This window comes from Bacillus sp. TH30 (genome assembly GCF_016650875.1).
GTDB classification, from domain to species: Bacteria; Bacillota; Bacilli; order Bacillales; family Bacillaceae_G; genus Bacillus_A; species Bacillus_A mycoides.
Map to the genome: position 1 here is coordinate 408,625 of NZ_JAEKEY010000002.1, position 25,092 is coordinate 433,716.

At 34.8% G+C, this 25,092-nt stretch carries 18 protein-coding genes and 4 other annotated features; of the genes, 5 read left to right on the forward strand and 13 right to left on the reverse strand.

What is annotated here, in order from left to right; genetic code table 11:
* Window positions 1–103: 103 nt before the first annotated feature.
* Both JFU20_RS04345 and JFU20_RS04350 read left to right on the forward strand, forming a co-directional pair.
* Window positions 104–901, forward strand: a complete 798-nt coding sequence (locus JFU20_RS04345) for a lipid II flippase family protein (RefSeq protein WP_002141610.1) — start codon at window positions 104–106, stop codon at window positions 899–901.
* A gap of 24 nt (window positions 902–925) precedes the next feature.
* Window positions 926–1,501: a nucleotidyltransferase family protein gene (locus tag JFU20_RS04350; RefSeq protein WP_002012589.1), complete on the forward strand. Its 576-nt coding sequence runs from the start codon at window positions 926–928 to the stop codon at window positions 1,499–1,501.
* 37 nt (window positions 1,502–1,538) lie between these two features.
* Here the strand turns inward: JFU20_RS04350 and JFU20_RS04355 are convergent, their stop codons facing one another.
* From JFU20_RS04355 to aspS, 3 genes are all read right to left on the reverse strand, one after another.
* Complete coding sequence (locus JFU20_RS04355) at window positions 1,539–2,453, reverse strand: alpha/beta fold hydrolase (RefSeq protein ID WP_201038369.1); 915 nt, start codon at window positions 2,451–2,453, stop codon at window positions 1,539–1,541.
* A gap of 36 nt (window positions 2,454–2,489) precedes the next feature.
* On the reverse strand, window positions 2,490–3,830 hold the full coding sequence (locus JFU20_RS04360; RefSeq protein ID WP_002165897.1) for a sodium-dependent transporter: 1,341 nt from the start codon (window positions 3,828–3,830) through the stop codon (window positions 2,490–2,492).
* 116 nt (window positions 3,831–3,946) lie between these two features.
* Window positions 3,947–4,195, reverse strand: a binding site (T-box leader).
* Between the two features lie 168 nt (window positions 4,196–4,363).
* Window positions 4,364–5,662: an aspartate--tRNA(Asn) ligase gene (gene aspS / locus JFU20_RS04365; protein WP_201038370.1), complete on the reverse strand. Its 1,299-nt coding sequence runs from the start codon at window positions 5,660–5,662 to the stop codon at window positions 4,364–4,366.
* Window positions 5,663–5,767: 105 nt separating this feature from the next.
* Window positions 5,768–5,979, reverse strand: a binding site (T-box leader).
* Window positions 5,980–6,233: 254 nt separating this feature from the next.
* Between aspS and JFU20_RS04370 the strand changes: the two genes are divergently transcribed.
* Complete coding sequence (locus tag JFU20_RS04370; RefSeq protein ID WP_002012583.1) at window positions 6,234–6,713, forward strand: hypothetical protein; 480 nt, start codon at window positions 6,234–6,236, stop codon at window positions 6,711–6,713.
* 104 nt (window positions 6,714–6,817) lie between these two features.
* On the opposite strand, the gene JFU20_RS04375 is transcribed toward JFU20_RS04370, so the two are convergent.
* Complete coding sequence (locus tag JFU20_RS04375; protein ID WP_002012582.1) at window positions 6,818–8,329, reverse strand: M36 family metallopeptidase; 1,512 nt, start codon at window positions 8,327–8,329, stop codon at window positions 6,818–6,820.
* A 327-nt stretch (window positions 8,330–8,656) separates the two neighbouring features.
* Here JFU20_RS04375 and JFU20_RS04380 point away from each other — a divergent pair, with 327 nt between their 5' ends.
* A complete protein-coding gene (locus tag JFU20_RS04380) occupies window positions 8,657–9,253 on the forward strand; it encodes a TetR/AcrR family transcriptional regulator (protein WP_002127173.1) in 597 nt (198 codons plus the stop codon).
* Window positions 9,243–10,328 carry a DUF418 domain-containing protein gene (locus JFU20_RS04385; RefSeq protein WP_002165899.1) on the forward strand — a complete coding sequence of 362 codons (1,086 nt, stop codon included), beginning with the start codon at window positions 9,243–9,245 and terminating at the stop codon, window positions 10,326–10,328. Before JFU20_RS04380 ends, JFU20_RS04385 begins: the two co-directional genes overlap by 11 nt.
* Window positions 10,329–10,380: 52 nt before the next feature.
* Here the strand turns inward: JFU20_RS04385 and ileS are convergent, their stop codons facing one another.
* The 9 genes from ileS to JFU20_RS04430 form a co-directional block, all read right to left on the reverse strand.
* Window positions 10,381–13,482, reverse strand: a complete 3,102-nt coding sequence (gene ileS, locus JFU20_RS04390) for an isoleucine--tRNA ligase (RefSeq protein ID WP_002012579.1) — start codon at window positions 13,480–13,482, stop codon at window positions 10,381–10,383.
* Window positions 13,483–13,536: 54 nt separating this feature from the next.
* Window positions 13,537–13,775 (reverse strand) — a binding site (T-box leader).
* A gap of 98 nt (window positions 13,776–13,873) precedes the next feature.
* Entirely contained in the window at window positions 13,874–18,076 is a 4,203-nt protein-coding gene (locus JFU20_RS04395) for a bacteriocin-processing peptidase family protein (RefSeq protein ID WP_002012578.1), read from the reverse strand.
* Window positions 18,077–18,484: 408 nt separating this feature from the next.
* A complete protein-coding gene (locus tag JFU20_RS04400; protein WP_033710177.1) occupies window positions 18,485–19,375 on the reverse strand; it encodes a class I SAM-dependent methyltransferase in 891 nt (296 codons plus the stop codon).
* A 350-nt stretch (window positions 19,376–19,725) separates the two neighbouring features.
* Window positions 19,726–20,067, reverse strand: a complete 342-nt coding sequence (locus JFU20_RS04405) for a DUF2085 domain-containing protein (RefSeq protein ID WP_002127167.1) — start codon at window positions 20,065–20,067, stop codon at window positions 19,726–19,728.
* 134 nt (window positions 20,068–20,201) lie between these two features.
* The gene (gene argS / locus JFU20_RS04410) at window positions 20,202–21,890 is read right to left on the reverse strand and encodes an arginine--tRNA ligase (RefSeq protein WP_002012573.1); all 1,689 of its coding nucleotides are present in this window, start codon (window positions 21,888–21,890) and stop codon (window positions 20,202–20,204) included.
* Between the two features lie 45 nt (window positions 21,891–21,935).
* Window positions 21,936–22,150: a binding site (T-box leader), on the reverse strand.
* Window positions 22,151–22,190: 40 nt separating this feature from the next.
* A complete protein-coding gene (locus JFU20_RS04415; RefSeq protein ID WP_002012570.1) occupies window positions 22,191–22,967 on the reverse strand; it encodes a class I SAM-dependent methyltransferase in 777 nt (258 codons plus the stop codon).
* A gap of 49 nt (window positions 22,968–23,016) precedes the next feature.
* A complete protein-coding gene (locus JFU20_RS04420; protein ID WP_002012568.1) occupies window positions 23,017–23,451 on the reverse strand; it encodes a BrxA/BrxB family bacilliredoxin in 435 nt (144 codons plus the stop codon).
* An 82-nt stretch (window positions 23,452–23,533) separates the two neighbouring features.
* The gene (locus JFU20_RS04425) at window positions 23,534–23,917 is read right to left on the reverse strand and encodes a thiol-disulfide oxidoreductase DCC family protein (RefSeq protein ID WP_002085930.1); all 384 of its coding nucleotides are present in this window, start codon (window positions 23,915–23,917) and stop codon (window positions 23,534–23,536) included.
* Between the two features lie 3 nt (window positions 23,918–23,920).
* Window positions 23,921–25,048, reverse strand: a complete 1,128-nt coding sequence (locus JFU20_RS04430) for a conserved virulence factor C family protein (protein ID WP_002012566.1) — start codon at window positions 25,046–25,048, stop codon at window positions 23,921–23,923.
* Between the last annotated feature and the right edge of the window lie 44 nt (window positions 25,049–25,092).

Consider the following 25,092-nt stretch of genomic DNA (forward strand, 5'->3'; position numbering starts at 1 on the left):
AGAAAATTACTTTTTCTAACCCTTATACTTTCAGTTACAAAATCACAAAAGATATGATAAAGTAAAAAAGTTACAATTATTTTAATAGAAACTGGTGAAACAAATGTCAATTACATTAATTTTTATAATGGCTTTCACAATTGTTATCCATGCAGTCGAAACTAGTTCTTATAGTATTCGATTAGCTGGTGTTCGTTTAAAAAAGATTGTCGTTGCCTTATCTGTCGTAGGAATGGTATTACTTATTTCAAGAACGTCAAATTTACTACAAGCCTTTTTAATTGGCGGGATTGTCGATGACGCAAAACGAGATGCTTCTATTAATTTAGAGCATACTATACGACTTGTACTATTATCTGCTTCCATCGGTACATTACTTGCGATTATTCTTTATCCAACTTTGACAAAACTATTTGGATATGTCATTCAAAACTTTGAAACAGATGGTTCTTTCATTCGAATGATGAAAACAAATAACATTCAAAAATTAAAGTACACAAAAAAATATGTGCGCTTTCCAAGATTTGAAATGATTCATAGATTGCGTATCGGTGGTATCCCAAAGCGTATTATGCTTATTAACATGTTTGCTACTGCAATTTATACAGCAGGTGTTCTTTCTGCCCTTTATGCTTCTTTTCTAAATCCAGATTACGCAACAAATGCAAGTACAGCTTCTGGCCTTGTTAATGGTTTTGCTACAATTTTATTAACAGTGTTACTCGATCCACGTATAGCACTTTTGACAGAACGTGCTTTACAATCAGAAAATGGCGCTGAATCTATGAGTAAAATGTATGGTTGGCTAATGATTTCTAGACTTCTCGGCACCTTATTAGCACAACTTTTATTTGTACCAGGTGCTCACTGGATTTTATGGATTATTGAGCTGATGCATTAATCTACTAGGAAGGTGTATTTATCAATGAATATAAAAACAGAGCAAGATTTAATTCACTTAATAGAAAACGACGAATGGATGATGAATGTATTACAATTGGCAAAATCACTAGAGCTACCTGATTGGTGGATTTGCGCTGGGTTTGTCCGTTCTAAAATTTGGGATACTTTACATAACTACGAAGTAAGAACGGCTACGCCAGATGTCGATGTCATTTATTATGATCCATTACATAAAGATGAGGCGTACGAACAATCATTAAAACAGAAGCTGGCGAATATGGATGCCTCTATCCCTTGGTCAGTAAAAAATCAAACTCGCATGCATGTAGTGAATGGAATGCCACCATACTCTTCTTCTGTTGATGCTATTTCTAAATTTCCTGAAACAGCAACCGCTTTAGGAGTTACGCTTGACGAGCAAAACAATGTCATATTAACAGCTCCATGTGGAATAGAAGATGTACTTTCATTACAAGTGAAACCTACACCTCATTTTCTGGAAACGAAAGAACGAATACATATGTACAACAAAAGAGTTAATCAAAAGAAATGGCAAAGCAAATGGCCTAACATTACAATCACTTATCCCGAAATTTAAAAAGGGTGCTTCTCATTATTAGAAGCACCTTTCTTTTTTATTTCAAAAAATGAATGATTGTTTCTGCGAATCTCTCTGCTTCTTCATAATGCGGTGAATGACCACTTTCTCCGAATACAATATACTTCCCATTTGAAGCATCATTATTAAATATTTCAATTTGTTTTTCACACGTTACTACATCGTATTTTCCTACAATTAATAACATTGGATTTTGTATATCTTTTATTTTAGATAATAATGACGTATGACATGCTCCCTCTAATTTTAATCTATCAAAATGAATTTTGGAGCGATTTGAAAATACTTCCCACTCCTCATCACTATATAAACTATCGTCTGTCTCATCTTTTTTATAATTGTAAATCTCCATTCTTTTTTCTTCTAATTCAGCGCTTACTCTTATATAAGCTTCTAACAACTCTTCTGAACTAGCATTATTAGATGAATAAGCAAAGCAGTCTTCTGCTGCCGCTTCTTTTCCATACTTTTTTAATAACGTTCCTGTCCTTTGTAATAGAGCCCTACTTGTTAATGCAAAATCGAAAGTCGGACCTTCAAATATTATTTTCTCTATTGAATTTGGATACGCCCTTGCATATAACAATGCTACATATCCACCGAAAGAGTGCCCGATTACAGACCATTTCTCAATTTGTAGTAGTTTTCTTATTTCCTCACAGTCTTCAATTAAATCACATAGTCCAAAAGTTTCTTCTTCGGTAATTACTTCTGACCGACAAACCCCTCTTTGATCTATCATAATTACATATAAGGAATCTTTTAATCGTTCCGCTTGATGAAATGAAAAATCATAACAGCTTTCACCTGGACCACCGTGTAAAAATAATACTGGTTTATTTTTAGGACTTCCATGTGTTTCAACGTATAGCTTTTTCCCTCTAATGTTCATATATTTCCCAACTTCAATCAAATTCGTTTTTATGATCATCACCTTCTTTTTTACCGAATATTATAACATTTAATATTAAATAATCCCTATTACATTTAAAAAGACAATAATTATTGCAAGTGGTGCTACAAACCGAAGTAAAAATGCCCAGCAAGTAAATACTTTCTTTCCGTAATTTCCACCTACAAAAAATTCAGCTTCTAGCACTTTCTTTTCCATCTTGAATGATACGAAAATACTAATGAATAGCGCTCCAAGCGGCATTAATATATTACTAGATAAGAAGTCTACTGCATCAAAAATATTCTTCCCAAAAATCGTAATATCACTCCATACTCCAAATGATAAGGCCGATGGTATACCTACTAGGAAAATGCAGAAACCGATGATCCATGAAAGTTTAGCTCTTCTTTCTTGTTCACCATTTGCTAATGCTGAAACAACCGTCTCTAGTAGAGAAAATGCCGAGGTTAATGTGGCAAATGTAAATAGCGCAAGAAATACAGTTAAGAACAATCCTCCGAATGGAATTTGGCTAAATACAGATGGCAATACAATAAATAGTAAGCCCGGCCCCTCTGTCGGCTCCATTCCTAATGAAAATACTGCTGGAAATATAGCAAGACCTGCAAATAAAGAAACGAATAAATTCAATCCGACAATCGTAACTGCTGATTTTGGTAAACTTTCTTTTTTATTTAAATACGAGCTATACGTAACCATAATCGAAATCCCTATACTAATCGCAAAAAATGATTGGCCCATTGCGAATAAAATACTTTCTGAAGTAATCTTCGAGAAATCTGGTTGTAAGAAAAACTTCACGCCTTGCATCGCATTATCCAGTGTTAATGAACGAATAATAAGAGCGACAAATAAAACGAACAATGCTGGTAGCATATATTTACTTGCTTTTTCAATTCCATTTTGTACACCTTTTGATACAACCCATATCGTAATGAACATAAAAGCGAAATGTCCAGTAATAGCCCAAAGCGGATTTCCAATTGTTTCAGTAAATAACGAACCGTAATTTTGTCCCGGAGTAATAAGCTGTCCTGTTACTCCCCTGAAAAAATATATTAAAACCCATCCACCTACAACGCTATAAAATGAAAGTAATATAAAACAAGTTCCAACGCCAAGACGTCCAATCCAGTGCCATCCTGTATTTGGTGCGATACTTTTAAATGCTCCAACTGCTTGTTTCTGTGTACTGCGTCCAATCATAAATTCAGCTATAAGTAGCGGTAATCCAATTAATACAGTAAATAATATAAAAATTAAAAAGAATGCTCCTCCCCCGCTCTTCCCAGCGATATAAGGAAATTTCCATATTGCGCCAAGTCCAATTGCTGATCCTGCTGCTGCCATTATAAAACCTAATTTCGAAGTCCATTGCTCCGTCTGTTTCATCCTATTTTCCTCCTGTTAAAATCATTTTATATTAATAAATAAATATTATTGATCAATCTGAATAAAACCTCCATTTCTTTTTCTATAAAATAAAAAAATGGCCCAACGTCTCTATATAAAGAGACGCTAAGCCATTTACTTAACGCGGTACCACCCTTATTGATTCCATTATGAATCCACCTTAGTAGTAATCGTTTGATTACAAACCTAATATCGAAGGTTAACCGTTAAGATTTACTAAGAATGTGATTCCGTTCCACCTTACTGCTCCTAGGCGAGTTCAGGATGTCATTTGACTATGTCACACCAACCCATAGCTCTCTGCACAAATACATGACCTTACTACTCCTATTCAACACATTTTAATATTTAGAATATATTTTCTTTTGAAATTAATATGAAGTATATCGGTTATATTTATAACTGTCAAGGGATATATTATTTTTTTGTCGAAAAGGATTTTTATAAACTTTCAATGTAAAAATGAAAGAACAGTAAAAAAGCATCTTCGCGATAATCGCGAAGGTGTTTTTTTATGGTATAAGACGTGTACAATCTCTCGGAAAAGCACTCGCCTCTCGTACGTTTGTTAATTCTAAAAGTTTATATACAACTCTCTCTAATCCTATCCCAAAACCACCATGTGGTGGACAACCGTATCGGAATGTATTTAAATAAGATTGAAATTTCTCTGGATGTAATCCTTTTTCTTTAAAAGAAGCAAGTAACATGTCATAGTTATGAATTCGCTGTGCACCTGATGTAATTTCTAATCCTTTATATAATAAATCGAATGAATCAGTAATAGTTGGATTTTCTTTATTCGGTATCGTATACATCGGTCTCGCTTCTTTCGGATAATGTGTAATGAATACAAATTCACTATTATATGTTTCTTTCACATATTTCCCTAGTAACTTTTCACCTTCTGTATCTAAATCCCCTTCAGGAGATTCTTTCCGATACTTCATTTTCAAAATTTCTTGCGCTTCTGCCAATGTGATTTTAGGAATTTCTGTAATGACAGGTACTTCTATTTGTAGTAGTTGTAATTCTTTTTCACAGTTTTTTGCTACTTGTTGAAACATATATCGTAAAACATCCGTTTCTAATTGCATTACTTCATAAAAATCATGAATAAATCCAAGTTCTACATCTAACGATATATATTCATTTAAATGTCTTGAAGAGTTATGATGTTCAGCCCGGTACACAGGAGCAATTTCAAAAACACGTTCGAGTCCTCCGGCTACCATCATTTGTTTATAAAACTGTGGTGATTGAGCTAAATACGCTTCTTTTTGGAAATATGGAAGTTTAAAAACATTCGCGCCTCCTTCTGCCCCCTGCGAAACAATTTTCGGAGTAAATATACGTGTGAAATCGTTCTCTATCAGAAATTCACTAAAGCTCTGAACGAGTATAGATTTCACTTTAAATATCGCCGCGATTCGCTCATGCCTTAATGATAATACCCGCTCATTCAACAGTTGATCTAAGCCAACTTGTAGCTTCTTTTTATTTATTTCAAATGGAAGTGGTTCTGCACCATTTAATACTTTCACTTCATGTGCAAGTACTTCAACACCTAATTCTGTTTTCGGTGTCTCTACTATTTCTCCAATTATTTGGACGACACTTTCAACATCAACTCTATATCCGGCTAACTCGTTTTCTAATACACATTGAATAACTCCCGTTCGGTCCCTTAATAATAAAAAACTAACATTCCCTAGATGACGAATCTTTTTTACCCATCCTTGTAGTAATACAACCTTCCCGCCATGTTCCGTACATTCTCGTGTGAGTGAACGCTTCATTATTTGATCCATTACATTTCCCTCCAATAGTTTTATTTTTATTTACATTATTGTTGTCATCGTCATCATCCACGGTCACTCACCTCCTTTCAAAGAATACAAAAATCCGCCCCTATAAATAGGGACGGATTTTTCCGCGGTACCACCCAAATTGTCATAATGACCATCTTAGCCCTGATAACGGTAGGTACCGTTTGCTTTTACTAATTATCACGTTCAAAGCAACACTCACAGGTGTCTTTCCATCATGCGGTATCGCAATCTTCCCAGCAACCGATTGCTCTCTGTAGACCCTTGCATCATGTACTTTTCCTAATCATCACTTTTTATATTTACAGAGTATTCTATCTCTTTATTTTCTAAAACGCAAGCCCTTTTAGAAAAATATTGCGATTTCTCACTAAACAGACCCCTTCTAAAGGTATGTAATATGAACATTGAACTCTATACAATTATCATTTGACAGCTTAGAAATGTTTTATCCTTCTCAAATTCTTTCAATCGAACTTGTTTTTCCATTTTATTACATAAATTACACGTTTCCCACGCATATTATTATTACAGTTTTATCGGAGGTGTACATATGAAAAAAACAATTAGTTTCTTTCTCCTACTATTATGCTTAGTTGTAGTTAATGAAGCATATGCCTATTCACCAAAATCCTTACCAATATCTCAAAATTCTGATCAATGGCAAGTAAATATTGATGAAGTAAAAAGAACGAGTGAAAAATTGTTACAACCAAAAAAAGATGTATTTCAAACATATCATTTCTCTGTAAAAAATCTTGGGAAAAGTGAAGTGTATAATGTACAAGTTGAAGTTTTTCGGAATGAACCAAATACGAAAACAAAATATGAACTCTTTTCCCTAAAAGAAAGTCGTCTAGCAGGCGGAAAAACTGGATTTGAACACGCTAATTTTCCTGTTTCTACAAAAGCGGATAAGGTTGACGTGATCATTACGTGGCAAGAACATCCTTTCCGCTCCATGAGAAACGGTCAAAAAGTTGAATCTAGAAAATTTAAAGAGCATTTTGTTTTTAAAGAAGCAGTAAAGTGAACTTATCGGTATATGTACATTATTACCGCTACCAATAAATTTTCCAGTACCAGTTCTTAAGCAAATCAAAAAGTCGTGGCGTTTAAACGCCACGACTTTTTATATTAATTCGTACTAATCCCTCTCGCTGCCCAAATGCGATCAATTTCAGTCGCGTGTTGTCCGCCGTATAAAAGAGCATCCGCTTGCTTAATTGCTTTCGCTCCATCACGGAATTTCGCATTTGGCGTTAATGACCAATGTGATTGTAAAATAATTTTTGTTGCTACATCACGTCCAAAAGATTGCGCCATTTCGTATTGACCTTGAGCCCAAATTTCCCCATCATTATGCACTTCATTCGTTATATCTTTCGGGTATACTTTATTCGTATCTAATCGGCGTAAGCACGTCGGATCTGAACTAGAATAAGCAGTCGCATCCCATTCTCCAATACATGCTTTCCCGTATCCTGTTGTCGATACTGCATCTTCATAAGTAGCACCTAAGAAGTCTCCAAATCCTTCTCCCATCGCTCCACCTTCTGGTGAACTTCCGAAGCCTGGCACTTGATTATCTTGAATAGAATGACCATATTCATGCGCAATAATGCCAGCATCTTCTGCATCATCTACTCCGCCAGTACCGAAAGTTAAAGCTTTCGTTGATGGAGAATAGAATGAATTATCGTCAGTTGTACCATTTACATTCACTTTAATCGAACGTTTATTAATATTTTGAAAGCCTAATCCTTGAATGTAACGTTGTAATGTATCAATATGATAATATGACATAACATCTTCAAAACTATCATTTGCACGTGTATAGTTAAATTGTAAGTTTGTAGATTTCGTCTTCGCTTTTGAAGAAATCGTAACATACTCACCAATTAAAAATCCTGTACCATCTAAACCTTTTAACGTAACAGTTTTCAATTGATTCGTTAATGCTGTTGAATCTGCATCATTATTATCTTTTAACCCTGCTAAATTTCCACTAGATACGACAGGGTTAGGTAAAAATACTTTTCCTGTTCCTTCTGCTTTTCGGTTTATATCAACTTTTTTAATTAACTTTCCATTTTCCGCATCAATGAATGTTTCCCATGCACCGAATGGATTATTAGAATGGACTACCACTTTATATACAGGAATAGCGACTCCCTCTTCAACAATATATCCGAATTCTTTTTCTGTAGGAGCCCATAAGTTTTGCTCACTTTCTCCTCCAACATACGCCATCGATTTTTGTTCTGCATCTTTTTCACTAATTTTTTTCGTAACTTCCTTCACACCTGTAACAGGCTGATAATCAGAAACCGCAAGTAAGCCTTTTCCCTCTCCGTTAAGAGTAACTGTAATTTGTTTTGAAAATACAGGCGCACCATTGACCACTTGTTGGAACCTAACATATGAAGCTACTGATGTTTCTGTTGTAGAAATATATTGCAAGTCTGAAAGGTCTGCCTTCAATCCATATTCCGTAGCATGTCCTTTTAAATATTCAATTGCTTTTTTCTGTGGTGAATAAGCTTCTAGCTTTACTTGCTGTTGTTTTTCCAATGCCGAAACCGTAGAAATCGTCCCCATTACTAATGGCACAGTCATTGCCATTGCCACCATTTTTTTGTTTAACATAAAACCACTCCCCCTAATAAATTGAATCCTTTACCCCATTCCTATAAAGCTATTACTGTCCACAAGTAACGAGATAAATTGAATCTACGAGTAATTCTATACAAACAATTCTATTACCTTTACATTTTGGGTAAGTGAAATTTTCTCAATATTTATGTGTAAAACGAGAAAAATACTGTAGAAATATATTTCTTTTGTAAATTTCTTTACATTATGCTTTTTAAAGTAATGTGTAAAAAAATAAGTTATTTTTTACCTAACGATAGGTTGAAAATAATATTAATGAATGATACGATTTATGTAACTTTTTTATTAGGAGGACTTATCATGAGCAAAAGTGAAGAAACACTCTCTTCCATAGTCGAAGCAAGTTATCGACTATTTGCCGGACACGGCATTGCCAAAACGACCTATACAATGATTGCTGAAGAAGTTGGTATTGCCAAGCCATCTATTTATTATTACTTTAAATCTAAAGATGCATTAATTGAAAGTATTTTTAATGAATTATGTGCAGCGATGCAGTTCTCCTCATTCTTTCATACAGAAGAGTTTACGAAAGAGAATTTCATTGAGAAATGTGTTGAAATTGGCTTTAAAATGATAAACGAACAACAGAAAGATCCTTATTTTAATCGTGTATTACAAGAATATGTATTACTATCTTCAAGAAACGATATGTACAAAGATCGATTACTAACTGTACAAACAGAATATTTAAACGGATTTGAATCACTCCTAACAAAAGCAAATGAACTTCAACTCATTCAAAATAAAAATCTAGTTTCAAAAGCTCATATGTTGGCATTAGTACTTGATAATATCGGAAACTTCATGATGTTTGATGTAAATATGAATTATAAACAAATATGGATTGAAGCTGTCCACAGCATATTCGAAAGAAGTGATTCGTATGAAAACTAAAAAACGAATTTTCGGCTTAGATTTTGCTAGAGCGTGGGCAATGTTTGGAATGTTACTAGTTAATTTCATGGTGATAACAGGGGCGGAAGGAAATGGGCCTCCTCTGTTAAAAACCTTTATGACGCTTTTTGAAGGTAGAGCTTCTGCCTTGTTTGTTATACTTGCTGGGATTGGCATAACTTTAATGACTAAATCATCTGTTGCTAGCCAAGAGAAAATAAAAATCAATACCAGCCGAATATTGATTTGGAAACGATCACTATTCTTATTTATTTTAGGATTATTATTGTATGTAATGGAATGGACGGGTGATATTTTACACTACTACGGCGTTTACCTTTTCATCGCTGCATTACTAATTACTGTACGAAGAACTATACTAATATGGCTTTCTATCATTATTTTAATTGCTGCACAATATCTCCAACTTACTTTCAACGCCTTCGAAGGATGGGGAGGCACAATCCCATTTATAAACTATATAGACTTTTGGACCTTAACAGGTTTTCTTCGCAACTTATTTTTTAATGGCTATCACCCTATTTTCCCATGGTTTTCTTTCTTCTTAATCGGTATGATAATTGGCAGGTTAGATCTTCATAATAGGAAAATTAGACATTGGTTGTTCTTACTGGGTTTAACAGTAACCGTAATTATAGAGCTATTATCAAAAGGGTTAACACACCTTTTTATCCCATACATTGGTGAAGCAGCCTCTACATTTTTGTTTAACACAGGACCCATTTTACCCAATATATTATACGTCGCATCCGCTACAGGATCTGCTATTGCTATATTAATAATTTGCCTCTACATTGCTGAAAAATATGAAAATAATTGGTTTGTTACTTCCATTATACAAACAGGACAATTAACATTAACGCATTATGTAAGTCATGTATTTATCGGTATTGGCGCATTGATTGTATTAAATCGTATGGAACATCAAACACTACTTTTCGTTTTATTATTTGCTACTGCATTTTTCATTTTCAGTATTTTATTTAGCGTATTATGGCGAAGGAACTTTTCTAGAGGACCTATCGAATGGATTATGCGGAAAATAACTGATTAATTTATCTTCATACAAAAAAGGAAGTTGGAATGATTCCAACTTCCTTTTTTCTTTAATTAGCCGCGTTTAATTTAATTCGGATCTTTGTCTCACCTAAAGAAAGTTCATCGTCCTCATTCGTTAAGTGACCAAATGTAAATTGCTTGACGAGTAAGTTTTCTTCCAATAAATCTTTATGATTCGTTAACGTTTGCTGTAGTTCTTCTTCTGTATCAAGAATTACATCCACTCGTAAATTAACTGGTAAATTCAACTGCTTACGATATTCTTGAACTGCACGAATAAATTCACGTGCTACTCCTTCTTGTAACAATTCTTCCGTTACATTCGTATCTAACATTACCGTATATTGACCGTTAGTCGTATTTGAAAATCCTGATTTCGCAACTTTCTCTACTAATACATCTTCAGCTGTTACAACTACTTCTTCTCCTGGTGCTACTTCGTAAACTGCTCTTTCTGTAGATACAAAGTGTTGTACTTCTTCTTTTGATAATTGTTTTAGCCAGCCATTTACTGCATTCACACTTTTACCAAACTTCGGCCCAGCCGTTTTAAAATTCAGCTTTAATTGATAGGACGTGTATTTCGTTTCATCGAGTTCAACATGGAACGCTTTTACATTTAGCTCATCCATGATGATATCACGATAAGATTCCCAATCCATATCATTTTCATTATGCGCTAGTAATACAAGTTCTGCTAACGGCTGTTTTACTTTTAATGAATGTTGATTACGATTACTTCTTCCAAGTTCAACAACTTGTAAAACAGCATCCATTTCTGCTTCTAACTCAGGCTGGATAAGTGATTCGTTTACAACCGGATAATCTGCTAAATGAACGCTTCTTCCTTCTAAATTCAGATGAATATCCTCAGCGACAAACGGTGTAAATGGTGCGATTAATTTACTAATTGTTACAAGCACTTCATGAAGCGTTTCATACGCAGCTGCTTTTTCAGGATTCATACCAGATTCCCAGAAACGATTACGTGATCGTCTTACGTACCAGTTACTGACTTCATCTACAAGCGCCGCGATTTCACGAGCTGCATTCGTAAATTGATAATCATCAAGTGCTGTTCTCACTTTTTTCGTTGTGCTATGCAATCTTGATAATACCCATTCATCCAATTTCGTTCGCTTTACATCATAGGTTTCATTCGGATTATACTCATCTAAATTTGCATATAAAACGTAGAAGCTATATACATTGACTAACGTATCTACAAATTTAGATTTTGCTTCCAGTACTGTTCTTTCAGAAAAACGCTTCGCATTCCACGGAGCACTGTCAACAAGTAGAGCCCATCTTAAAGCATCTGCACCAAACTGATTTACTAAATCAACTGGATCTAGTGCATTTCCTTTACTTTTAGACATTTTCTGTCCTTCCTCGTCTAGAACATGCCCTAGTGATAACACCCGTTTATATGGTACTTTTCCTGTATATAGTGCGGATACTGCTAATAAACTATAAAACCAGCCGCGTGTTTGATCAATTCCCTCTGCAATTACATCTGCTGGAAACTGTTCTTCAAATAACTCTTTATTTTCAAATGGATAATGATATTGTGCAAACGGCATGGAACCACTATCAAACCAAACATCGATTACTTCTGGTGTACGATTCATTGTACTTCCGCATTTTTCGCAGCAAACTTGCACTTCATCTACATACGGCTTATGCAATTCTAAATCTTCAGGTGTTTCTTTCGTACTATGCTTTCTTAATTCGGCGATGCTTTTCGGTGAGAATTGATGATCGCAGCTTTCACATTCCCATACGTTTAACGGTGTTCCCCAATATCTATTCCGGCTAATATTCCAGTCCACCATGTTTTCTAAAAACTTACCAAACCGTCCATGCTTCATATGGTCTGGATACCACTTAACAGAATCATTATTTCGTAAAAATGTTTCTTTAATCTCAGTTGTTCGGATTAACCAGCTTTCTCCTGCATAATAAAGTAATGGTGAATCACAGCGCCAGCAATGCGGATAGCTATGTTCATATTTTTCTTTATGATATAGCAAACCTTCTTTAGCTAAATAACGAACGATATCAACGTCACATTCTTTTACAAACTTACCTTTAAGAAATGGTACTGCATCCGTATACTCACCTTTCTCATCTACAACATGTAAGAACGACAATCCTTCACTTTGAACGACTTTATAATCGTCCTCCCCATATGCTGGAGCGATATGAACGAGTCCTGTACCACTATCTACAGTTACAAAATCTGCTGCAATTACGTGGTACCCATTTGTAACTTCCTTCATCGGAAACGGTGCTGTATAAGATGTGTTTACTAATTCTTCGCCTTTATGAACGGATAATACTTCATAGTTTTCTTTTAGTACTTCTTGTACACGCTCTTTCGCAACAATGTATACATACCCTTCTTGTTTCGCTTTAACGTATTCCATATTTGGATGTACGGCAAGTGCAACATTCGCTGGAAGTGTCCACGGCGTTGTCGTCCATCCAAGGAAATATTCATTTTCACTATCTTTTACTTTAAACTTAACCGTTGCACTTAAATCTTTCACTGTTTTATATCCTTGTGCAACTTCATGTGAACTAAGCGATGTTTGACAGCTTGGACAGTACGGTGAAACTCTATGCCCTTTATATAACAAGCCTTTTTCATGAATCGTCCCTAAAATATTCCATACACTTTCGATATATGGATTCTCTAGAGTAACGTATGGATCATCCATATCTACCCAATATCCAATGCTCTCCGTAAATTCACGCCACTGCTTCTCATATGTGAATACACTCTCTTTACACTTTTGAATAAATGGCTCAATGCCGTACTCTTCAATCTCATGCTTACCTGAAATACCAAGTTGTTTTTCAACGCCTAATTCTACAGGTAATCCATGTGTATCCCAGCCAGCTTTTCTTAACACTTTATATCCAGCCATCGTTTTATATCTTGCTACTAAATCTTTAATTGCCCGACCAAGTGCATGGCCGACGTGTGGTAAACCGTTCGCCGTTGGTGGTCCTTCATAAAACACAAACGATTGTGCGCCTTCTCTATTCTGAATTGATTGTTCAAAAATGCCCTGTTCGTTCCACTGCTTACGAATACGTGTTTCTCTCCCTACAGCTGACTCTTTTACATCTACTTTCTTCATGTACAATCACTCCTTTGAATGTTTTAAAAGCACACAAAAAACCCGCCCCTATGAAGTAGGGACGGGTTTACCCGCGTTACCACCCTAATTCTATTAGCTTTTCACTAATAGCACTTAGCAACGTACTAATATACGCGTTCTTTGTAACGGTAGACATCCGTCCGAGCTTACTTTATTCAGCCACGGCTCCTCGGAGATGATTTTCAAATAACGTCTGCACACCGGCTTTCAGCAATACACCGGCTCTCTGGAGAACAGCTCACTATTTTACTCTTTCTCGTCTTCAGATTTGTATACTTTATTAAAAGTTATTTTATGCCATTAAACAATTAATTGTCAACTAATTCGAAATATATTTTTATTTATACCCTTTTTCTCTATTCTTATACAATCACTTTTCAAATTCTCGCAATCCTGCTAAATCTTCATCTTCCTCTGCAAGTTCAGCGAAAAATCCTGTTTCATCTTCACGAAGCACAATTTCAAGTTCATCTCTTGCCTCTTCATTTCTGTTTAATGATGTTAAATAACAAGCATGATCGTATCTTGCTAGCAAGTCAGTAGCATCAATTGCTAATATTTCACTTGTTATTTTTTCTGCCTTTGTCGTTTGCCCAGCTCTATGATACGAAGATGCTAAAGCAAGAAGAATTGCTGTTTCATTTGGATGATGTACAGAAGCGTCTTCTAATAACTGAATCGAGTCCTCAATTCTCTCTTGACTTTGATATATTTCTGCTAAAGCAAGGAATCCTCTACTTACAAATGGCGTTTTCTCAATTAATTGCAAGTGAATTTTTTCGGCTTTTCTTTCTTCGCCTAGCTTACATAATACATTCGCTTGTAGAAGAAGTGTATCATAATCATCCGGTAGCTCGCGAACCATTTGTTTCGTTAATTCAAAAGCATCTCGTAACATATCTTCTTCTTCACACTCAATGAAAAGATTTACAAGTTGCTTCGCTACATCATAATCCCACTTATTTTCTAACGATGTTTGTAAAACCTCTATAGCTTCTTTATTCATCGCCGCATTCTCATAAAATATTGCGAAACGCTGCGCTGCCATACTATTTTTCGGATTTAACTTTAAGGAGATTTCAAATAAATCGATAACAACTGTAATCATTGAAATTTCCTTCGCACGATTTTTCATGCGATAAAATGCTCTTGTAAATATAGATTTTTTCGGTTGCTCATTTTGCTGTCTTTCTACTAATCTTTCGGCAACCGCAGTAGCTGCATACATAAACGCTGTACTTCTTTCTGCTTTTTTCACCTTTAGCGTATGAAGTACGTCTCGTATCTGGGATAATTTTTTATGTTGTTCCATTGCTTTTACGTACACACCAAAAATACGTTCACTTTCCAAATCTTTATGCATTACTTTCAGCGCAACTTCGATTGCTTCTGCACTCTGCTTTTTAACTAGCAATTTCGCATAATGATATAGTACTTCCACATGCGCTTCATCTATTTTCATTGCGCATTCGATATATTCTTTTTCTTTATCTATGTCATTCATCGCGCCAAACACGTATGCAATCGCATCTAAACGCCATGTTTCAGGAACTTCTTCCTCCAATTTTTCTAGTTCAACTAGCAATTCTTCCTGAAGATTCATTTCTACTGAAAGCTGCGCTAAATATTCCATATTTATATGCATTGGTTCTTCTTTCATTGCCTGGACCATATGCTTTTGTTCTTTGGAACGATTCTCTTCTTTTTCGTATATTTCAGCAAGCTGCAAATGTACACCTAAGAAGTTCTTATCCATTTCTAAACATGTTTCATACGCATGCTTTGCTTCTTGAAATTGCCCTAACGCCATGAATGTTTCACCGATACGGAAATACGGCAATGAATCTTGTTTTTTCTTAAGTGCATCATTATACCGTTTTATCGCCTGATCATACTGTCCAATAGATTCATATAAAACACCTGCGTAACAACCGTATTCAATTACATCCTCTTTTTCTTTTTCTAACGTTCTTAAAAATGCTATGCCTCGTTGCACAAAAGCTGTGTCTTTTATTCGATTTACATACTCATCCAACACGCTCGCTATATTAGCGTATACGCTTCGTATACCGTTCTCTAATTTAGAAAGTGCAAGTTTTAACTCTTTTTCATCCTCACCTAATGCCATTTCAGCATCCCATAACACCATACCAGCATTCATAAGGAAATCTTGATTGTCTTCAAATTGCTTATTAATACTGACAATATAGTTTTTTGCATCCTTATATTGTTCCTTTGCCATATAAACTTGAATTAAACCGAAATGAGAATATACATCTTCATTATTTTCTTCTAAAGAACGCTTATATATAGTTTCCGCTTCTTCAAGTTCATCATTTTGAAAATGAAAATCTCCTAAACGAACATATAAAGACGCCTGATCTTCACAATTTTGAATTCCTTGTAATAAAATTCCCTTCGTATTTTTCTCATCATCCAAATCCGATTCATAGATTTCCGAAAGCTTCGTATATAAATAGGCTGCTGTTTTATCTAATTGAATCGCCACTTTAAGTCCTTTTACCGCCAAATACACTTTCCCTAAATACTGAGCACATCTTGCACGTTCATACCATATGTGCGCTTCATATTTATATTCTTTTAATAAATCATTAAAGAATCCATATGCTTCTTCATATCGTTCTAAATCTATTAAAATTAAACCGTGATTTACAAGTGTAAACCTTTCTGGACTACGTTCTATAGCTGTTAGAGAATACTCTAGCCCCTTTTCGGATTGATCCATATACATGTATGATAATGCTAAGAAACTCCACGCAACTGGTTGATCTGCATCCAATTGTAATGATGAACGAAAACTAGCAATCGATTCTGCATAATTATCTTGCTCAAAAGAATAACGTCCATTTATAAAATGATACAACGCTTGATTGCTTTTCTTCTCCACACTTTGAAGCATCTGTCCTGCTTTTTCCATATCCTGCAGACGAATAAAACACTGTGCACTATGCAATTTCACAAAGTCAGAGCTCGGAAACTTTTTCATTAATTTTTCTATACAAAACTGAATAAAATCTTTATCTACTTCAGCATCTAAATGTTTAATCGTATATAACCAAGTGTTTGGATTTTCACTTGTTTCTTTTAAAAATAGTACTAACTTTTCAATTCCCTCTTTATCTTGCTCACCTAAATGATCTGTAAGAGAAAAGATTGTTTTATAATAAGTGTGTTCTTCCTCATTTAAAAATGAAAGTTGTTCCATTCTATCTTTTGGTATAAACGTAATAGCTAAACAATCTGTATAACGATATTTTTCTTGCAACTTATCATATTCCACAAGAATCGGTTCCAAGAAATTCGGATCTTGAATATAAAAAGCTTGCAGTACATCGTCATAACCAGAAAGCACTTGTACATGGGAAGCGTGCTCAATATCTATACTTAATAAAACGGGAATACCTTGATTGAGTAATCTCTTATAATTTTCCTCATTCCCTTGAAAATAACGATATTCGTAACCTTGCTCTTCAATATATGTAACTGTATCTGAAAACTTAGAACCTGTTACATCAAAAATATGTTGTGCAATTTCATCTTGCGTACGTTTTTCTCCCCATACCCCTAACATCATTTCCAAACTTGTCGGAACGCAATAGTTATCCTTTTGTACAACCGGAACTATCGGTAAACGAACCTTTTTTCCATCAGGATTTTTTTCTATATGATGATATAGAGAATTTTTCAAACTCTTTTCACTTTTCAATAGTGCTTGCAAATCGTGAATATTATTCATTTTATAAAATGCTTCTGCACGTAAATGTATAAAATAAGTTGTATATGCATGATGCGGAAGCATATGATTAATTTTATCTATTACCGCTAACATTTCTTCATAGCGCTCTAAATCTAATAAATATTTTACTTTTTCAAAATAGAAATATGGTACTTGAGGAAACTTTGCAATCGCATCATTAATGAGTTGTAACGCTCGCTGCTGTTCACCTTTATATGCATATAATTGCGCCAATAAGTACGTAGCTAACTCTTCACAATCTTTATGCTGCTGACCGAATAAAAGTTGTTCCTCTGCCTTCTCCCACTCACCAGTCTGTATATATAAGTAACCCCATTTATCAAAAACTGCACGCGTACTATGCTTTTCCGCCTTTTGCATATAGGCATAGGCCTCTTCATTTCGCTTCATATCTAGCAAACATCTAACTAACGTAAAGTATGCTTTCGTTAAAACATCCGCATCAGTTTCCTCTTCATTTACCTTTTCCAAAGAATCTTTTAACAATTGTTCAGCATCAAGGATTTTACGCTCATCAATTAACTCATCACAATATAAAGAGAGCGTTCTCATATTTGGGAATTTTTTATAAGTATAACGAATTAAAAAGGAGCTATATTGATGCATCAAACCTTCATCAGCAAGACGAATTAATGTATCAAACTCCTTAGGTGACGAGACGTTAGAAAGCCAGTTCTTCACGTATGATAACTTATTCGTTTCTTTTATATGCGCAATTTCATTATTTATCTCATGTAATCCATCTAGGAATCTCTTTTCTTTCAAACAAATCTCTAATTGCTTAAAATCTAGCATGCATTCACCTCAAATTATTATTTATACTGCTATTTGCAAGCAGTATTCTAACCTACTTGCTTAGATTTTACACATCATATAGTATGCATTCAACTAAAACCTCATATAATGAACGATATTATTTAATATTATTCAAGTTTATAACTAAATATCTTAAAAACGATACTTTTTCTCGTTATTTTGTTTAATTTGATGAAATAACATATATTATTCGAAGATGGGTTTTATCTTCTTTTTTGAGGCTTCATTCAGTGGATGAAATTATATTAACGATTTCCTGAATATATCTATCGTAACTTACAATAAATTAACGATTTGATAAGATATATCGATTTACCGACAAGCCTTGATAATAATGGTAACCTATCCATATTAGAACTGTAGCAATTCTCCTTCTCCCTTACTGTTCTAATATGATATTTGCTTCTTTATTTCACCAAATGTAATTTTCATATTCGGAGCATATACTAAAGATGCATGTATATGAAACACTTCAAAAAATCGTAGTTCTGCTTCATATTGAGCGAGTGCTTCAGCAAATGTTAAGCCCCGACTCATTAAACGGTCTATAAATTGTTGTTTTTCACCTGGATTACTAGCAATCCCCTCTTCTTTTAGAGAATTATATAATCCTTGCTTATCATTTTGATTTAAATTAGGATCTAAAAAATTCACTTTATCACTTACTCTACATTCAATATTTTTAACACCTAATTCACTTAAATACATTGGTATTTTCATGCCAATATTGCCATCTTTACCACTTCTATGTGCATCTTCTTCAAATAACTTCTGCAAAACACCAAGCTGGATAATTTCCGATTGAATTAATCCGTCTAGCGTGTATGAGGACATATTAGAAATCCAATGTGGTTCAAAACAAATAACATGTCCGCCCTCCTTAATCGAATTTATCATTTTTTGCAACATTGCTTTGGGCGAATTCATATGTAATAAAAAAGCATGGCTGACAGCTATATCGTATTTATTTTTCAATTCAATTTCTGTCGCATCCCCCTCAATAAATTCTGTTTCATATGGGAGTGCACGAAACAACTCTCTCGCTTCAGCTATTAATGTTTCTCCCCTATCAATCCCTGTATACTTTGATCCGATTGGAAGTAAAGGCAACAAAATTAAACCTAAATAACCATATCCACAACCATAATCAACAATATGTATAGGATCAGTAATTTTCCAAACTGAATTGACTAAAAAACTTAAATAATCATCGTTATAATATAAATCTCTCGTATTTCTTAAATATGCTAGCTTACTATTCCAATCATACTCTTCCAGGTCCAACACCTCCTTTTATATACAAAACTAAAGTTCTCCATTTAATAGTCACATTCCTACACTTCTAATAAAAAAGCTAGTATACCTTAAACGATACACTAACTTTCTCACTCATATAATTTAACAATTACAATCAGTATAATCAGTACAAGCTAATGTACTGCAATCACAGTTTCTATGTTCGTCATTTCTTTTTAGGTGAAAATAGAGTAACACAATAAATATTGTACAAATAACAAAAGCAATTATTGCTTCTATATTTCTTTCATGAATGAGAAAACTAATCCCGCTTCCTCCTGAAATAAGAATTAGAACTGAGTAAATCCAAAACATGTAAAGTTCTCCTTCCGTTAATATATGCTTTTAGATGTTATCCATATAATGCTAGAGGCAATAAATAGCCCCATACCATTACCGCTTAATAAACCGGTCGTTACTCTTAGTAAATTTGTGCTGCTTCTCCATTTCCATTTTTGGGTGAATCCATCAATAAGTAACGGAATTTGAGCGGAAAATGATAGTATTATTGCAAGCAGAAACGAAGGTGTCATATAAAAATAAATTGGAAACATTAAAATACCGATAAGCATGCCTGTACAACGCGCACATAAAGGTATGTATTTTTGTAGTTTAAGGAAACTTCTTTCCGATCTTCTATGACAAGGAATTTGTAAAATAAAAGTTCGAATCAATATGAATCACCCTCTCTAAAAATATTTTAATTGATTTTGCAAAAAAATTATATATCCAATAAAAAAACAAACCAGGTTCATACTAGACCCGGTTTGTCAGTTTATTACTAAGTTCATAATAATTCTTTTCATATTTACATCTCCTCAGGTGCCTCCACCCCAAGTAAACGTAATCCCTCTTTTAATACAACCGTCACAGTGTAAGCTAATGCGAGTCTACTCTCTTTCTCTTCGTTCTCTTCTAATATACGAACATTTCCATAATATTTATTGAACGCTTGTGCTACATCTAATACGTATTTTGAAATAATAGATGGCTCATTTTTGTTGAAGGCTGCTTCAATTACTTGCGGGAATTTGTTGAGTAATTTTACTACACTCCAGCTGTAATCGTCTTTTAATGCAAACGTACAAGTTTCAAATTCCACACTTTCTTTTCTTAAAATTGAACAGGCACGCGCATGTGTGTACTGTACATACGGTCCTGTTTCTCCTTCAAATTTCAACATATTTTCTAATGAAAATTCGATATTATGCATACGCTCATTTTTTAAATCGTGGAAGATAACTGCTCCAACACCGACTTGTTTTGCCACTTCTTCTTTTTGTTTTAAATTCGGATTTTTCTCTTCAATATTTTGTTCCGCAAGCGCAACAGCTTCTTCTAACACTTCTTCCAATAAAATAATTCTGCCCTTACGTGTCGACATTTTCTTACCATCTTTTAATATGAACCCGAACGGTACATGTTCCATCCCGTCAACCCAGTTGTAGCCGAGCTTTTTTAATACAGTGAAAAATTGATTAAAATGTAAACTTTGTTCTGGGCCTACAACATATAACGCTTTATCAAATTCGTATGTGTTTTGACGATACAATGCCGCTGTTAAATCACGCGTTGCGTAAATAGTTGCACCATCTGATTTTCTAATTAAGCATGGCGGCATACCTTCTTTTTCTAAATTAACGACTAATGCGCCTTCTGATTCTTCCAGTAAATCGTGCTCTTCTAAAATCCCAATAAAGTCTTCCATTTTATCGTTATAGAAAGCTTCTCCTTGAAAGTTTGTAAATTCCACACCGAGAAGTTCATAAATACGAGAAAATTCTTTTAAAGACTCATGACGGAACCAATTCCAAAGTTCGACTGCTTCTTCATTTCCTTCTTCTAGTTTTTTAAACCATGATCGTCCTTCTTCTTCTAGTTCTTTGTTCTCTTTTGCTTCTTCATGAAACTGAACATATAACTTAAATAACTCACGAATTGGATCCTCTTTAACAAATTCTTCATTTCCCCATTTTTTATATGCGGTAATTAACTTTCCAAACTGCGTGCCCCAATCGCCAATATAATTGATTCCGACAACTTCATACCCACATTTTTCGGCGATATGTTTCAGCGAATTACCAATCATTGTAGAACGTAAATGCCCCATTGAAAAAGGTTTCGCGATATTAGGAGAGGAATAATCGATAACTACCGTTTTTTCACATCCAAAGTGATTTTGACCGTACTCTTCTTTCTCCGCTAAAATTATTTTTAATACTTCATCACTTACTGTTTCACGATTAAAAAATACATTTACATAAGGACCAACAGCCTCTACTTTCGTAAAGAACGGATCATTTAATTTCTCCGCCAATTCCTTCGCTATAATAGCTGGTGATTTTTTATATTGCTTCGCTAGTGAAAAGCATGGGAACGCTGCATCTCCGAATTCATCTTGTTTTGGTGTTTCGATTAAATCTAAAATTTGATTTTGTGTTAATTCATTCGTAAAAATATTCGATAAACTTTTCGCAAACTGCGTTTTATAATTCATACTATAACCTCCTTATTTTTTAAAACACAAAAAACTCCTCTCTAAAAAAGAGACGAGTTTTAACCCGTGGTACCACCCTTGTTGTTCATTTCGAACCACTTTCCCGTTTATAACGAGGACAGGGGGCCTCGGCTTACTCTACTATTCGTTCAAGAAGCGTCTCCGAAGTGCGCTTCATCTTTTTCTTCTGCACTAGGCTCACACCATCCCTAGCTCGCTTTCCTTCTGAAAAAGACTACTCTCTTCATCACAGACAGTACATTTAATTAATTATTGCTTATTATACATCTTTTCAAACAATTAGCAAGGGTCACTTACACCAAAGTGAAACTTAGCACTTTTTCTTTTGTATACGTGAAAATTATGTTTTTCAAATCTAGAACTACGGAAATGATCTTTCAGAACGACACGCTTTCTCGCCACACGCTTCGCTTCCGCAATTGTTTCGTCAGTAATATCATGATACAAAGCGAAGTGTTTTAATCCTTTAATTCCATCTGATTCTATGACAGTTTCTTCAAACATCGGATCAAGGTAAACGACATCATAACTATTATCTTCACATTGTGTTAAAAATGCGTAATGCTCCGTTTGCTTCACATCGATTTGTTGCATTGCTTCATCAATTTCAGAAACGAATGAAGACCATGTTTGCAAGCCTTTTTTCATGATATAAGCCATATATTCGTTTCCTTCAAGCCCTGTTACTTTTCCGTTCTCACCAACGATATAACTAGCTACAATACTATCTGATGCCATACCGAGCGTACAATCTAATACTGTCATTCCGCTCTCTAATTTAGCAGCTTGTACAAACGGATCGTGCTCTCCGCGCATTAGCCTTTTCACACGAAACATCGCTGAGTTTGGATGAAAGAAAAACGACTCTTCCGTACCTTTTGGATAAATGGCTAATCGATTTTTCCCTACGACAAGTACATCTTGTTCATACTGCTCATGCAGTTTATGTACTGGTATGTCATTACGTTTAATGAAAGAAAGATTTAATTCTGCTGCTACCTTGTTTGCATAATCTTTCATTTCTTTATTTGTTCTTCCTGCTGTTGTTACTATCATTTTTTCACCTCTATATAAAGAAAAGAGGGAGATTCACTCTCCCCCTACTTTAGCAATTCTTTTCGAAAGCTTGTTCTAAGTTTGTAATAATTTCGTCCATTGTTGCGCCTTCAATTTCATGACGGTGAATGAAATGAACAACTTCTTTTCCTTTTAGTAATGCCATAGATGGTGAAGATGGAGGAATTTCTCCGAAGTATTCACGCATTTTTACAGTAGCATCTTTATCTTGACCTGCAAATACAGTTACAAGATGATCAGGTTGTTTTTCAGCACGTACAACCGCTTGACCTGCTGATGGACGTGCTAAACCAGCTGCACAACCACAAACAGAGTTTACAACTACTAAAGTTGTACCTGATGCATTCTCCATAAATTCTGTTACAGCTTCTTCTGTAGTTAACTCTTCAAATCCAGAACGCACTAACTCTTGGCGCATTGGAATTACCATTTGACGCATGTATTCTTCATATGCATTTGACATCTTGTATCTCTCCTTCAACTTTCATTCCAAATTTATCATATCACGCTCTATTAATAGGTGCAAAAGAAAGATAACGATGATTTCATTTTTTTGTAGGGATTTCACAAACCCCTTCACGACAGTGTCCAACTGGGACAAGTTTTCTATTGTTGGCAATATAATCGTATACTTTACTTCCAAATCCAAGTACGATAGATAGTTTTATAAAAGGTACTGCAAACCAATAAGATGGAACGGCCTTTGCTAATACGTTAATGCTATGAATTCCGTCATACCACTTATTATTTTTTAAAATATACAATCTTTGTTCCATCTTACTTTGTAATTCTTGAGAAAGTTCATACTTCTCAACTACATCTTCATCTCGAAATGAAACAAATTTCATCTTACCCTTTTTATCTAATCTTTTCGTACGTTCTGCAACCGCCGTACACATCGGGCACCAACTATCATAGAAAACAATCATAAACTATTCCCCTTTACGAGACTCCGTCATTTGCTTCCATACTGATCCTTTTGCTTCTTCGCCGCCTTCAATACGTTCTAAAGCTAAACGTGCTTGCATCGCCACTTCAAACTCCGGATCATCTTCTGCTGCTTTTAGTGCCGGAATTGCACTTTCATCACCAAGTTCAAATAAGAACATTGCTGCACGCCAGCGTACTAATTTACTTGAATCTTTCAAAGATTTAATCATAACGAACATCGCTGCTGGATCACCTACGTCTGATAAGCAATCTCCTGCTGTACGACGAACGCTTACTGAACGATCTAATAACGCTTTATATAATAACGGCAATACTCCTTCACCTTTTACCATACCTAAATAAGCTGTTGCTAAACGGCGGATAGATACTTTCTCATCATCTAATGCCATTTTCAATACCATCATATCTTCTTCCGTTGGATCCATTTGTTCTAAAGCTGCAAAACGGTTTTTCCAGTCAGAATCTTTCATCATCTCTTCTGTTACTTTATATGGCTCACGCTTTTGAATCGTTACTTCAACAGCACCTGCTTGATCTAATAATTCTTTAACCGTTTCATTTACACGTTCTTCTGAATAAGCAGCAATAATTTCTTCTACTACTTCTTTCCCGATTTCTTCAAAATTACCGTAACGTGTACTTTGCTCTACCCACTTACGCTCTTTCACAACGTTAGGTGCAGACATTTGCACTTTCATAATTGATTCTTTAAAACGATCAGGTAAACCAACACGCTCTTCTGAGGTTCCATCTGTTAACTTCACTTGCATCGGAATTGTAAAGAACATTTGAACAAACACTTTCACTTCTCCAAAATGAGAAAGTTGTTGTTCTTCGCTTTCTTCCACTATTTCTTCACCGAAAACAGCACGAACTTGTTGTAATAAAACTTTCCAGTCATACTTCGCATTTCGCTCCACTGCTAAAAAGTCTGCAACATGATACACACCTTTAATGCCTTCAATCTTCAAAATTTCTTGCACTTGCACTGGTGCTTGTTCTTTATTTTCATTTGTATAATTATTACGCGCTCCTGATGGTAATACTTCATTCAAAATAACTTTCATTGTATTTGGACTTGGCGTCGGTTCAATTGCTTTAATCTTCACGTAAAAAACTCTCCTTTATTGCGTGTTCTTAGCTGTATTGTAAC

What these genes read in the sequence shown, in the direction of transcription:
- JFU20_RS04395 (WP_002012578.1), bottom strand. Translation starts at nt 18,076, where the DNA reads ATGCTAGATTTTAAGCAATTAGAGATTTGTTTGAAAGAAAAGAGATTC.
- JFU20_RS04415 (WP_002012570.1), bottom strand. Translation starts at nt 22,967, where the DNA reads ATGATAGTAACAACAGCAGGAAGAACAAATAAAGAAATGAAAGATTAT.
- ileS (WP_002012579.1), bottom strand. Translation starts at nt 13,482, where the DNA reads ATGAAGAAAGTAGATGTAAAAGAGTCAGCTGTAGGGAGAGAAACACGT.
- JFU20_RS04420 (WP_002012568.1), bottom strand. Translation starts at nt 23,451, where the DNA reads ATGTCAAATGCATATGAAGAATACATGCGTCAAATGGTAATTCCAATG.
- JFU20_RS04425 (WP_002085930.1), bottom strand. Translation starts at nt 23,917, where the DNA reads ATGATTGTTTTCTATGATAGTTGGTGCCCGATGTGTACGGCGGTTGCA.
- JFU20_RS04360 (WP_002165897.1), bottom strand. Translation starts at nt 3,830, where the DNA reads ATGAAACAGACGGAGCAATGGACTTCGAAATTAGGTTTTATAATGGCA.
- argS (WP_002012573.1), bottom strand. Translation starts at nt 21,890, where the DNA reads ATGAATTATAAAACGCAGTTTGCGAAAAGTTTATCGAATATTTTTACG.
- JFU20_RS04370 (WP_002012583.1), top strand. Translation starts at nt 6,234, where the DNA reads ATGAAAAAAACAATTAGTTTCTTTCTCCTACTATTATGCTTAGTTGTA.
- JFU20_RS04380 (WP_002127173.1), top strand. Translation starts at nt 8,657, where the DNA reads ATGAGCAAAAGTGAAGAAACACTCTCTTCCATAGTCGAAGCAAGTTAT.
- JFU20_RS04355 (WP_201038369.1), bottom strand. Translation starts at nt 2,453, where the DNA reads ATGATCATAAAAACGAATTTGATTGAAGTTGGGAAATATATGAACATT.
- JFU20_RS04375 (WP_002012582.1), bottom strand. Translation starts at nt 8,329, where the DNA reads ATGTTAAACAAAAAAATGGTGGCAATGGCAATGACTGTGCCATTAGTA.
- JFU20_RS04350 (WP_002012589.1), top strand. Translation starts at nt 926, where the DNA reads ATGAATATAAAAACAGAGCAAGATTTAATTCACTTAATAGAAAACGAC.
- JFU20_RS04345 (WP_002141610.1), top strand. Translation starts at nt 104, where the DNA reads ATGTCAATTACATTAATTTTTATAATGGCTTTCACAATTGTTATCCAT.
- aspS (WP_201038370.1), bottom strand. Translation starts at nt 5,662, where the DNA reads ATGGATCAAATAATGAAGCGTTCACTCACACGAGAATGTACGGAACAT.
- JFU20_RS04385 (WP_002165899.1), top strand. Translation starts at nt 9,243, where the DNA reads ATGAAAACTAAAAAACGAATTTTCGGCTTAGATTTTGCTAGAGCGTGG.